At 40.7% G+C, this 11,778-nt stretch carries 9 protein-coding genes and 1 riboswitch; of the genes, 1 reads left to right on the forward strand and 8 read right to left on the reverse strand.

All coding sequences use genetic code 11. The annotated features are described in order from the left end of the window. Positions 1 to 385, forward strand: a 385-nt coding sequence (locus D8845_RS08340) for a transposase (RefSeq protein WP_142998975.1), incomplete at its 5' end; no start/stop codon positions are given. 201 nt (positions 386 to 586) lie between these two features. Here the strand turns inward: D8845_RS08340 and D8845_RS08345 are convergent. The 8 genes from D8845_RS08345 to D8845_RS08380 all read right to left on the reverse strand — a co-directional run bounded on the left by D8845_RS08345 (position 587) and on the right by D8845_RS08380 (position 11,749). Continuing rightward, entirely contained in the window at positions 587 to 4,264 is a 3,678-nt protein-coding gene (locus tag D8845_RS08345; protein WP_125453131.1) for a SasC/FmtB family protein, read from the reverse strand. Positions 4,265 to 4,948: 684 nt separating this feature from the next. Next, a complete protein-coding gene (gene pheT / locus D8845_RS08350; RefSeq protein ID WP_125453132.1) occupies positions 4,949 to 7,354 on the reverse strand; it encodes a phenylalanine--tRNA ligase subunit beta in 2,406 nt (801 codons plus the stop codon). A 108-nt stretch (positions 7,355 to 7,462) separates the two neighbouring features. Next, positions 7,463 to 8,509 (reverse strand): phenylalanine--tRNA ligase subunit alpha, encoded by a 1,047-nt coding sequence (gene pheS, locus D8845_RS08355; protein WP_000103743.1) that lies wholly within the window; start codon positions 8,507 to 8,509, stop codon positions 7,463 to 7,465. 270 nt (positions 8,510 to 8,779) lie between these two features. Then, a complete protein-coding gene (locus D8845_RS08360; RefSeq protein ID WP_185757433.1) occupies positions 8,780 to 9,229 on the reverse strand; it encodes a GNAT family N-acetyltransferase in 450 nt (149 codons plus the stop codon). 4 nt (positions 9,230 to 9,233) lie between these two features. Then, complete coding sequence (locus D8845_RS08365) at positions 9,234 to 9,653, reverse strand: hypothetical protein (protein ID WP_000867293.1); 420 nt, start codon at positions 9,651 to 9,653, stop codon at positions 9,234 to 9,236. A 27-nt stretch (positions 9,654 to 9,680) separates the two neighbouring features. Continuing rightward, positions 9,681 to 10,331, reverse strand: a complete 651-nt coding sequence (locus D8845_RS08370) for a phosphatase PAP2 family protein (protein WP_125453133.1) — start codon at positions 10,329 to 10,331, stop codon at positions 9,681 to 9,683. Beyond that, positions 10,321 to 10,884, reverse strand: a complete 564-nt coding sequence (locus D8845_RS08375) for an ECF transporter S component (RefSeq protein ID WP_000185823.1) — start codon at positions 10,882 to 10,884, stop codon at positions 10,321 to 10,323. The genes D8845_RS08370 and D8845_RS08375 overlap by 11 nt, the downstream gene beginning before the upstream one ends. A 152-nt stretch (positions 10,885 to 11,036) precedes the next feature. Next, positions 11,037 to 11,186, reverse strand: a riboswitch (FMN riboswitch). Between the two features lie 59 nt (positions 11,187 to 11,245). After that, positions 11,246 to 11,749, reverse strand: a complete 504-nt coding sequence (locus D8845_RS08380; protein ID WP_000181386.1) for a tRNA (cytidine(34)-2'-O)-methyltransferase — start codon at positions 11,747 to 11,749, stop codon at positions 11,246 to 11,248. Positions 11,750 to 11,778: the final 29 nt, after the last annotated feature.

The following is an 11,778-nucleotide window of genomic DNA, read 5'->3' on the forward strand; positions in this document are numbered from 1 at the left end:
TCTAGACGAGCTTTTGAGCTATTCAGAAGAGCTTTTGAGCTATTCAGAAGACTTGAAACATCACTACCATCTCTACCAACTCTTGCTTTTTCACTTTCAGAATAAGGAACCCGATAAATTTTTCGGGCTCATTGAGGACAATCTAAAGCAGATTCATCCTCTTTTTCAGACTGTCTTTAAAACCTTCCTCAAGGATAAAGAGAAAATTGCCAACGCCCTTCAATTACCCTATTCCAACGCCAAATTAGAAGCGACTAATAATCTTATCAAACTTATCAAACGAAATGCATTTGGTTTTCGAAACTTTGAAAACTTCAAAAAAAGGATTTTCATCGCTCTAAATATCAAAAAAGAAAGGACGAAATTTGTTCTTTCTAGATCCTAGCTTTTCTCAACCCACTACAGTTGACAAAGAGCCATTATAACACACTTACATCGAACGCTTACGAATCAGCAAGCAATCAACTTCCTGAAATACAAAAATCTCCTAGCAGGCTTCCCTGCTAGGAGATTTTCTTATGAGAGGTATTTGTTTAAGCTTTGAAAATCAGACTTATTATTCGATGTTTATCAAACAATCTACCGATTAAGCTTCTTCGTCTTCTTTACGACGACCTGCAAGACCAAGACCAAGTAATGCACTTGCGGCAGCTGCTACCATAGCTACAGTAGAATCTGCTGTACCTGTATTTGGCAATTCTTTAGCTACTTTACGTGCGTTTGCTTGTGCTGTTGCTTCTTGGCTAGCATCTACTGCTGCTTTGGCTTTTTCTTTTCCTACTGGGTTAACTGCTTCTACTGCTGCTATTCCTTCAGCTGCTTTTGCATCTACTCCAGCTTGGTCTGTAGCTGCGTCGATGGCTTTCTTAGCTTCGTCGGCTGCTGTCTTAGCTTCTTCTTTCGCTGCTGCTTTTTCTGCATCTGAAAGTTTGTCATTAGCGTCGATAGCTGCGTCTTTTGCTGCTAATGCTGCATCTACTGCTGCTTTGGCTTTTTCTTTTCCTACTGGGTTAACTGCTTCTACTGCTGCTATTCCTTCAGCTGCTTTTGCATCTACTCCAGCTTGGTCTGTAGCTGCGTCGATGGCTTTCTTAGCTTCGTCGGCTGCTGTCTTAGCTTCTTCTTTCGCTGCTGCTTTTTCNGCATCTGAAAGTTTGTCATTAGCGTCGATAGCTGCGTCTTTTGCTGCTAATGCTGCATCTACTGCTGCTTTGGCAGCTGGTTTTGCTTTAGCTGCTGGATTTACATTATCAACTTTTGTAGTTCCTTTTTCTTCTTCTGCTGCTACTGCATCATCTGTTTTTGCTTTATCAACATTTGCTTTGGCTGCATCTGCTAATTTACGTGCTTCTGCTTTTGCGGCTTCTTTTTCTTCTGTTGTTAACTCAGGACGAGCTTCAATTTCTGCAACTTTTGTAGTATAAGCATCTTCAATCGCTTGTTTTGCGGCTGGTTTTACTTCTGCTTTTGGTTCTACAGGTGTAATTGTCCCTACTCCTGCTTCTTTAGCTGCTGTTACGTCCGCATTAGAAGTTGCTGCATCGATGGCTGCTTTTGCTTCTTCTGCTTTTGCACGAGCTTCTTCTTTTGCAGCTTCTTTTTCTTCTGTTGTTGATTCAGGTTTTGCATCAATCGCTTTTTCTTGTGCTTTTAATGCTGCATCGATGGCTGCTTTCGCCGCTGGTTTGACTTTAGCTACTGGATCTACTTTTTCTACTTTTTCTTCACCGCGGTCTTTATTACGTTCCACAGATTCTTCAGTAGTTGCTGCATCCACTCTATTTTTTGCATCTTGTGCTAAACGTTCTGCTTCTTTTACAGCTGCTTCTTTTTCTTCAGTAGTTAGGTCATCACGAGCCGCTATTTGAGTCTTCTTCTCTTCGAGTACGTTTTGAATATCATTTTTAGCTGCCGTCTTAACTTCTTCTGCTGGAAGTATTGGAGTAATCTTGTTTGTTTCTTCTGCTAATTTTGTTGCTACATCAGCTTCGGTTGTTGCTGAGTCTACTGCTTTTTTAGCTGCTGCTAAAGCTTCAATTACTTTTGCTTTAGCCGCTTCTTTTTCTTCTTTGACTGAACCATTAACTGCTTCAATTGTAGCAAGTTGATTTTTAGCTACTTTTTCTAAATCTAATTTAGCTTTTTCTTTTTCCAGTAATACTAATTTAGCGTTAATTTCAGCTTGATTTTTTCGATTAGCTACAGGAACATTATTTTTTTCTTCGTTTAGGATATCCTTAGCTTCAGCAAGTTGATTTTGCATCGCTTTCCAGCTATCTGGCGTATAGTCGGCCTCATTTAACTGTGCTAATTGAGCTTCTATCTCATTGACTTTATTTTCTAAGTCTGTTTTGTACATGTTAACTGTTACATTTTGAGTTTTTACAGGGATATTTCTGAGTTTAGCTCCTACAATAGCAAAACTTGCCCCCCCTTCAACAGTTCCACTTAGTCCACCATATGTAGTATTTGTTAAGAATGTGTTAGTACCTTTAAAATCTGAAGAACTTGGTTTATCTGCTGGTAAATCAACTACATAGCTTAATGTAACTTTTTCTCCAGGTTTCAACCCCTTATAATTGATTGTCAATGTTCCATCATTAACCTGCCCTGGTGCTGTCCCACCTTCAGATGATACAAAAGTCGCACCCTCTGGTAGCTTAACTTGATATTTATTTGATCCCGAAGAGGCATGTCCCTTATTTTCTATCTCCACACTAATTGTAGTTCTTACAGTTGTTGCTGTCGCTGATGGTGATACTTCGTTATATGTTACAGTAGGTGTTTTAGTTACAACGTGAGCTCCGGTAGTTATCGATAGATTAGATACCATTGCTCCAAGGTAGTATGTTTCTCCATCAATTTCAATTTTCCCATTATTTGTATGATCTACATCAGAATCTGGATCTACCTCAAGACGTACACGAAGTTTAGTTACCCCTTTAGGTACTGTTACTACACCATTATATGCTGTCCCAAGCGATCTCCAAACAACCTTCCCTTGAATATCATTTCCTCTTTCTGGATAAGATACTGTTAATATAGTTCTATTTTTTCTTGATCCAATCGGTCCAAAAGTATCTGTATTTTGAGTAATTACAACCTCTTGTCCAGGTGTTACATCAATATCTTGATATATCCCATCAAACTTATCACTCTTACTCGTACGATCATTAGCTGTTTTATATAGCGCCAATGGAATACTATATGGGTGATTTGGATTTACAACTGAAGCATATGGTCCATACTCTGTTACTTTACCATTTGCTATAACTACTTTTTGTTGATTAGGATTGATTAATTTCCATCCAACCAAGTCAAAAGCATTAATAACCTTCCATTTTTCAGCTGTAGTAGGTGTTCCGTTATCTTCAAAATATGGATTTACCACATCTAGATTCTTTTCGTTAACAGATGAATCATTACCCTCATCTGTAGTTGCATCACCTGTTCGGAATGAATTATTTGTATTTAGGGCTTGTCCATTACGTGGATCATGTTTTCCTGAGTTTGCGATAGAGTTAGTTCCCGTAGCTTTCTCAGTATTGCTTGCTTTCTTACCAACAGTCGCTTTTCCTTCTGTGGTATCTAGTTTAGGACTTTCCACTTGCGCTTTAGGCTTACTACGTAAACCGCTGTTCACTGTCATAAAGAGTTTTCTATAAGCTTTTGTTAACTCGTCTTGACTTTTGGCTGTTGTTAGGGCAAGTTTTGCTAATCCTAGATGTTCTTTAAGAGTTGCTACACTTTCATCTGTCTTAGTAGCATAGCTACCTGAGGCTAATTTAGCATCAATTTCTGCTACGTATTCTTCCAGCTGTTTTTTATCCAAGGCAGGTGTAGCCTTTTCTTCTGTTTCTGCTATTGCTGAAGTAGTAGATGATACTACTGGCGCTGGAGTTGCATCAGCAGGTGCTGCAGTAGTTGTTTCTTTTTGACTTTTTGAAACCGTAGATGACTCCACTGATGTTGCGCTTACATCAGTAGATGTTGGAGTAGTTGTCTTTTCTTCATTTTTTGGAGTAGTAACCTCACTGCTGCCAGAATTTTCATCCAACTGATTGTTTGCTGGATTAGCTGCTAAGGCAGAATCTGTTGCTGTTACATTTGGCTCTGCCGCATATACTGCTCCATTTCCCAAAAACATGAAAAATGCTGCAACCGCTACACTGGCCGCACCAAAACTTACTTTTCGAACAGAGTAACGCGTTACCTTTTCACGACGTGAGCGCTCTACTCGACTCATAGAATTATTATTTTCCATCTATAAAAACTCCTTTATATTATTAATTTTATAGCATTAATCAAAATGATATTATTGATATAATAAACTCCTTCACTAAAGGGAAGGGAATACATTACACCTAATCTTATCAAATAAATGATAGCATTATTATACAAATAAGTCAATTATTTCGACTTAAATAATATAAAGCTAGATTCTCAATAAACATCTGGGTCATCTGAAAACATACAAGATAAGCCAGCAATCTATTCAACATTTGAACATTAATCATAACTTCCCTTAAGAAGGGAACAATACATCCATCTTAAGCACCATAAAAAAGTTAATACTCATAGAGCATAAAGTTTCAACTCGCAAACCTATAAATCATAGGGTATATTAGAAACTCTATTAGAACTTCCCTAAAGTACAATTATAAACAAGCTAATCCTTAAATTTCAAAGCATCTATTTGAACTATGATAATTCTTGAATAGACTATCAAGAAAAGCTTCACTTTGATTTTGACCTAAACTTACAATATAGTTTTCAAAACCTATGAAAGTGAAATCAAGAAAGCATATAAGAATAGCTTCATTCACACTAGGAAAACCTAAGATTCAAACACAAAAAAACGAACAAAATAGAATTCTGACTCTCCAGAAAACTAGTTTTATTCGTTTTTTATTTTCAAGTCTAAACTTTCATTTCAAACTCTAATACTTTAACGCACTTCTGCATTGACTTTTTCTTCAAGTGATGCTTGGATTTTTTCCATGTAGCGTGCGGCTTCTTCGTCCGTTAAGCTGTCTTCTGGATTTTGGAAAGTCAAGCTATAAGCCATTGACTTCATACCAAGTCCCAATTTTTCGCCTGAGAAGACGTCAAAGAGTTTGATATCTGTCAAACGTTTTACGCCTGCAGCTTGGATAGCGTCCACAACTTCTTGGTGAGTGACTTCTGCCTTGAGAAGAAGGGCAACATCACGGCTAACTGCTGGGAATTTAGTAATTTCTACAAATGGATTAGCAGGTTGAAGCGCAGTTTCGATGGCTGAAAGGTTAAGCTCAGCCACATACGTTTCTGGAATATCGTAGGCCTTAGCAGTGACTGGATGCACTTGGCCAAGGAAACCAAGAACTTGGTCGCCGAGTGAAATCACAGCTGTACGACCTGGGTGAAGGCTAGCGATTTCAGATGTTGCCGTATAGGTTACTTGGAGTCCCAAACGAGAAAATAGCGCTTCAAGGATTCCCTTAGCATAGAAGAAATCAACTGGAACTGCTGCTGTTTGGAAATCTTTTTCAGCAACCAAGCCTGTCAAGGCAAAGGCAAAGCTGTTGATCTCATTTGGAAGTTCTTCTTTCGGATTACCTGTTTGTTCAAAGACTTTTCCAATCTCGTAAAGGGCCAAGTTTTTGTTCTTACGAGCCACATTGTAAGCAACTGTATCTAGGATACCAGAAATCATATTTTGACGGAGGACAGAACGGTCCACTGTCATTGGCCACATGAGTTCAGTAAGGTTACTTGGTTGAGCCGTAAACTCAACTGCTTTTTCAGGAGTTGTTAGAGCATAGGTGATGATTTCTGTCAAACCTGCTCCTTCAGCAATCGTACGAACTTGACGGCGGAGTTTTTGTGTTGCAGTCAATTCACCAGCTGTCCCATCGTCTTTTGGAAGGCTGGTTGGCAAGCGGTCATAACCATAGATACGAGCGATTTCTTCAAAAAGGTCTGCCTCGATTGTGATATCCCAACGACGACGTGGTACGCTGACTGTAAAGCTAGCTGCATTTCCAGAAAGGCCAAAACCAAGACGACGGAAGACGTCTTCTACATCAGCATAAGAAAGCTCTGTACCAAGGACACGGTTAACATCAGCAAGAGTTGAAGAAACTTCCACATCAGAGGTATCAAGTTCACCCGCTGAAACGATACCCTTACGCACAGTCGCACCTGCAAGCTCTACAATCATTCTAGCTGCCGCATCAAGAGCTTCGTTAACAGTTGCCACATTGATCCCTTTTTCAAAGCGAGAAGATGACTCAGAACGAAGGTTGAGGCGACCACTAGTCTTACGAATTGATTTGCCATTGAAAACAGCAGCTTCAAGGACGATACGACTAGATTTTTCAGAAATTTCTGTAGCCTCTCCACCCATGACACCTGCAAGAGCTACTGGCTTGTCAGCTACAGTGATGACTAGGTCATTTGTTTCCAAGTCACGTTCTTCACCATCTAAAGTCACTAATTTTTCACCAGCACGCGCTTCACGTACACGGATGTCACTCCCTTCAAAGGTATCCAAATCAAAGGCGTGCATTGGTTGACCAAAGTAGAGCAGGATGTAGTTTGTCACGTCTACAACGTTATTGATTGGACGGATTCCTTCGTTCATGAGAAGGTTTTGCAACCATTGTGGACTTGGTGCGATGATCACATTGTCCAAGATACGAGCTGCATAGTAAGGCGCCTTGTCTGTCTCAATGCTCACAGAAAGAGCATCTGCTGCAGCTTGGTCAGTTTCTGAAAGAGTAAATTCTTTAAAGTTGACCGCCTTGTCATAGATGGCTGCCACTTCGTGAGCCACCCCACGCATAGAAAGGGCATCCGCACGGTTAGGTGTAATTGAAAGTTCGATGATTTCATCATCCAAGTCTAGATATGAGAAGACTTCCTCACCTGGAACGGCATTTTCTGGCAAGATTTGGATGCCATCTGCGAATTCCTTAGGCACAACAGAGTCAGAAATTCCCAATTCACCAAGTGAACAGATCATCCCAAGTGACTCAAGACCGCGGATTTTCCCTTTTTTAATCTTGTAATTGTCAGCGATGCGAGCTCCTGGAAGAGCAACCATAACCTTGATACCAGCACGCACATTTGGGGCACCACAGACGATTTGACGGGCTTCTTCTTCGCCAACGTTAACCTGACAAACATGGAGGTGAGTTTCTGGCACATCTTCGCAAGACAAGACCTCACCGACGACAATTTTTGAGAGACCAGCAGCTGGTGATTCGACACCTTCTACCTCGATCCCTGTAGTTGACATTTTCTCAGCCAACTCTTGTGATGGCACATCAATGTCCACCAATTCTTTTAACCATTTATAAGATACAAGCATAATTCTGATTGTAAGATCCCACCAAGTAAGACCTTTTCAATTCCTTTCTTTTTCTTCGAGTCAGCCCTTACCATTTACCTGACTAGGACTGTATTACATGTTTCAATCTTATTTAAACTGTTCTGAGAAGCGGACATCTCCTTGGTAGAATCCACGGATATCGTTGATTCCGTAACGGAGCATAGCTACACGCTCTTGACCAAGACCAAAGGCAAATCCAGAGTAAACTGTCGCATCGATACCACTCATTTCAAGGACACGTGGGTGAACCATACCGGCCCCCATAATTTCGATCCAACCTGTTTTCTTACATACGTTACAGCCTTCTCCACCACACTTGAAGCAAGAAACATCCACCTCAACAGATGGCTCTGTGAATGGGAAGTAGGATGGACGCAGACGGATTTGACGCTCTTCACCGAACATTTTTTGGACAATCAACTGCAGGGTTCCTTGAAGATCTGCCATAGAAATGTTCTTCCCAACAACCAAGCCTTCGATTTGGTGGAACTGGTGACTGTGAGTCGCATCGTCCGTATCACGACGGAACACACGCCCTGGCGAGATCATCTTCAAAGGACCTTTAGAAAAATCATGGGCATCCATAGCACGCGCCTGAACTGGAGACGTGTGGGTACGGAGCAAGATTTCTTCAGTGATATAGAAAGTATCCTGCATATCGCGAGCTGGGTGGTCTTTGGGAAGGTTCATACGCTCAAAGTTATAGTAGTCTTGCTCCACTTCAAAACCATCCACGACTTGGTAACCCATACCGATGAAGATATCTTCGATTTCTTCACTGGTTTGTGTGAGGACGTGGCGGTGACCAGTCGCAACTGGACGACCTGGAAGGGTCACATCGATACTCTCACTTGCTAATTGAGCTGCAACTTTCTTTTCTTCCAAAAGCTTAGCAGTTTCTTCAAAAGCTGCTGTCAAGACATCACGCGCTTCATTGACATGTTTCCCGATAATCGGACGCATCTCAGCAGAGACATCTTTCATCCCTTTGAGGATTTCAGTGAGCGATCCCTTTTTACCAAGGACAGAGACACGCAAATCTTGCATCTCTTTTTCATTTTCAGCAGTAATCTGCTTCAAGCTAGCCAGCGTTTCTTCACGAAGCGCTTTTAATTGTTCTTCAATAGTTGACATAATTCCTCCATCAGTCGCTCGTAGATAAAAAGAAAACCACATGCCAAAAACTCCACTCGGAGCGTTGACACGCGGTACCATCCGTTTTCATCTGACAAGTCAGACCTTCATTTCTAAATCCATGCGCAAGTGAATTCACCCAGCTTTCATATAAAGAGCTTGCAGTCACGGCTCTCCTCCCTGATATACTTCCCTTGAGTTACTAGTCTTGCGGATTTCTATTCAATTACTACTTAGTTTATCAGATTTTTAGTTAAAAAACAAGTTAGATTAGACTAATTTCAATACAAAACTCGTTCCTTTTTCTGTTGCTCCATTTTCCATAAATCCAAGCGACTTGAAACAGCGCCTAGATACATGATTGTAAGTGTAGATTTCCTTGACTCTCAATTCTTTCCATCCTTTTACTCGAGCCAATTCAATCAAAGTACTTAGGATCTTTTTTCCAAGTCCTCGATGTTGGTAAGCGGGATTTCCAATCACAATGGGGAGATTGTCCTGAGATAGTGTAACATCCCCAATTGGAAACCATTCACCCTTCTCCTTGACTTCAATCCAAAAAAGCTCACCATGCTGATCCAAATAGGAATACATGGCTTCCAAAGTTTCTTGACTATAAGGAAGCTTCACCCCATCTACGAGGTGAACCAAGTTCACATCCTGATACCAAGCAAGAGCTTCTTCACAATGATTGACCTTATAATAAGGAACAAGACGCAGTGAATTATCTATTTGTAGGGTCTGTTTCATCTGCTTTCCTTTTCAACAAAAGAGTTGCTGCTTGATTAAAACCATCACACCAGTTATACCATTTTGCTTCATACTCATCTTGAGCTAAGATATGATTTTTTAAATCCAGAACAGAGTAAATTTTTCTTTCTTCGCAGGCTTGCGCATAGAGATGATATAGTTCATCACCACCATCTCTATCCCACTCAGCAGAAATCGTATCCCGACCTGCCAATAAAGCCTGATAAGCCCTGTGATGCCCATCTGTAATCAACAAGCAATCTCCAAAGGCAAGAATACTGATTGGATCGACTTGGATTGTTTCTGCCGACTGGTAAAGCATCTGAATATCTTGCAACTTCTTTTCTGATAAGTATAGTTGAGTCGGATGAAGATCTGCTATATTGACTTTCATTTCTTTCTCCTCAAAGGAATTTGATAGTCACTTCTGCTTGCCTTTAAATCGCCATTGGAAGCGGAGCTTGTCATAGAAGGGAAATTCGATAAACAATACTCCCAAGCCCACACAGAGACTGGCAAGAACGTCTGATGGGTAATGAACTCCCAGATAGACCCTTGATACCAACACACTGACTAGGTAGATAACAAGGACGATTTGCACGATTTTTCTCCAGACTGGATCTTTCATCCGTTGACTGAGAATGACAATCAGAGAACCGACCATCAAGGTTACAGCCAGAGAATGGCCACTTGGAAAGGAAAATCCCTTCTCCTCAACCAAGTGTAAAATAGCTGGTCGTGGGCGCTGGTAAATATTTTTAAAGGTCACGATTAAAAGACCTGCCAAAGCCAGATTTCCCAGCATGAAGAAACTTTCTATCTTCCACCGCTTACGATAAAAGACAAAAGCTGTAATGACAACCCAAGTAATAATCACTGGGATATCAATCAAGCGTGTGATGGCCCTGAAAAGAATAGTCAAGTAATCTGGCAAGTCTCCTCGAACGGCAGTCTGTATCGGTTGGTCAAAACCGACCAGCGTTTCAGGGTAAAATTTGACCATGTAGCCAAGAATAACGAAAAGTAAAAGGGCAAAACTGCCCTTCATTAAAAATGTTTGTTTATCTCTCATAATGTTTTAAGGTTGGTTTCAAGAGAACATACAACAACCAGAATGAAACGGAAAAGATTACACCCTCAATCAAGTTAAAAGGTAATACCATGGTCATTAGGTAGTTGGAAAGTCCCAAAATTTTTCCAATATCAAAGTTAGCAAACTTAGCGTACAAAGGAACAGCATAAACATAGTTGAGAACCAACATAGCCACGGTTAAACCAATAGTCCCAGCTAGAGAGCCTAGTAGGAAACGAAGAGTTGTCCGTTCCTTTTTCCAAATCAAAGCAAATACGATGACAAAAACTCCCAAAGCTACGATATTCATCGGCAAACCAATGTAAGTATTCACTCCTTGACTATTAAGAAGCAATTTCAAGAGTGAGCGAAGCAAGAGAATTCCTAGAGCAGCAGGCAAATCCATGACCACCAGACCCACAAGGACTGGCAAGATACTAAATTCGATCTTGAGGAAGGACGCCGCTGGCAAAAGCGGAAAGTCAAAGTACATCAGCACAAATGAGATGGCTGATAGAATCGCAATGGTCGAAAGTCGACGTGTGTTTGTCATAACAGGTTCCTCCAATTTTCTATAAAATCAGAAGAAGTTAGAAAGGATTCCCCTATCTATTCTCACTTTTTATACCCCAAAGTTCCCTCGCACTCTATTGAGCAAACGGTTACAATTTAGCTATAAATCTATCAGAACAGACAAAGCTATTCTTTCGTCTTCTCCCATCCAGACTATACTGTCGGTTGTGGAATCTCACCACATCAGCTTGCGCTCGCGGACTTCTTTAAAGAGAAGGAAAAGATCATTTCCTAGTTAAAGTCACCGCCGGTCGGGAATCACACCCTGCCCTGAAGACTCTTTTATCATAACAAAAAACGCTTGCAAGCGCAAGCATTTTGTTCATTTTCATTTTCATTTTTTATTTCAATTTATCCACTTCATAGGTATGAATGAGCTCAAGACCTGCAAAGTTCTGCTGGCGGAGGGCTTCGTAGACAATCATGCAGACGGTATTAGACACATTGAGACTGCGGACATGTTCATCATTCATAGGAATACGGAGAGCTTTCTCAGGATGTTCGCGCATAAAGTCCTCAGGCAAACCCTTGTCTTCACGTCCAAAGAGAAAATAATGGTCTTCATCAGTCGATAAATCCACCTCAGAATAGACTTTTTCCGCGAATTTCGAAATCAGATAGAGTTTGCCCTTCATCTGAGACATGAAATCCTCCAAACTCTCGTAAAAATAAATCTCTAGTTTATCCCAATAATCCAACCCAGCTCGCTTCATCTTGCGGTCATCAATAGGAAAGCCCATTGGCTTGATGATATGGAGGGGAGAATTGGTCGCAGCGCAAGTACGCGCGATATTGCCTGTATTTTGTGGAATTTGAGGTTCAAATAATACAATGTGATTTGTCATGACTTGCTTCCTTTCACCATTGCAAAAAA

The sequence above is a fragment of the Streptococcus mitis genome (assembly GCF_003942865.1).
GTDB lineage: Bacteria > Bacillota > Bacilli > Lactobacillales > Streptococcaceae > Streptococcus > Streptococcus mitis_BI.

Excerpts from the sequence above, each read along its gene's own strand:
- pheT (WP_125453132.1), bottom strand. The coding sequence starts at position 7,354 with ATGCTTGTATCTTATAAATGGTTAAAAGAATTGGTGGACATTGATGTG.
- pheS (WP_000103743.1), bottom strand. The coding sequence starts at position 8,509 with ATGTCAACTATTGAAGAACAATTAAAAGCGCTTCGTGAAGAAACGCTG.
- D8845_RS08365 (WP_000867293.1), bottom strand. The coding sequence starts at position 9,653 with ATGAAAGTCAATATAGCAGATCTTCATCCGACTCAACTATACTTATCA.
- D8845_RS08370 (WP_125453133.1), bottom strand. The coding sequence starts at position 10,331 with ATGAGAGATAAACAAACATTTTTAATGAAGGGCAGTTTTGCCCTTTTA.
- D8845_RS08375 (WP_000185823.1), bottom strand. The coding sequence starts at position 10,884 with ATGACAAACACACGTCGACTTTCGACCATTGCGATTCTATCAGCCATC.
- D8845_RS08380 (WP_000181386.1), bottom strand. The coding sequence starts at position 11,749 with ATGACAAATCACATTGTATTATTTGAACCTCAAATTCCACAAAATACA.